Source organism: Oleiphilus sp. HI0123, from assembly GCF_001635315.1.
On record NZ_LWGE01000371.1, the window covers coordinates 1 to 706 of the forward strand.

Annotated in this window: 1 protein-coding gene; it reads left to right on the plus strand. The window is 42.4% G+C overall.

Annotated features, from left to right (window positions below):
- Positions 1-706 (plus strand): hypothetical protein (locus tag A3761_RS26820; RefSeq protein WP_197472791.1); only part of this gene is annotated, 706 nt, incomplete at both ends.

Here is a 706-nt window from a genome sequence, read left to right on the forward strand (position 1 = left end):
TTAAAGAGCCCAGTCAAGGAACTGAAGAAGCGGCGATTCTACAGAGTTATGATATCAGCGCAAACGTCGCTTATGCACCGTCAGACAGCGCAAAAATAGGCGGCACATTAAAAATCATATCGGTAAAAGAAAAAGATGTGAGCGATAAGGTAAGGCAAGAGACGTCGGGGTATGGATTACAGTTAGGGGCAAACTATAGATTACTTGATAAACCAATCGACTTCACATCAAGTTCTGGATATTTAGCGTGGGATGTAGGCGCAGCTTACCATTTTGAGTCGACTCATACCCCATTCGAAAACGATTTTAATCATCCCCTAAGAAACCGAGAGATTACAGCATACCCGGAATCAGTATCAGTTGGTTCGAAGATGAGTCTTGGTTGGATCTTTAGCGAAGTAAGTTTCCAACTCAATCTTAACGCAGATTTCGAAAAACTTAAGTACAGCGGGATGTCGGATTTATTGTTTCAAACTAGCGACTCTTTAGATATCGAACTTACAAAGAAAAAGCTCGGTGCTGAACTACTAATCGGTGGTGCCACTTCTTCGAACACTTTTGCGATAAGAGCTGGCATAACAGATCAAACTGGAAATTATTCTGATTTAGCGGATGAACAGCGAGCTTCGGTTGGTCTAGGTTTTGTTAGAGGTGGCTTTTCAGTTGATTTCGCTGCGCAACAGTTTTTTGGGGCTAGCGAGAACAA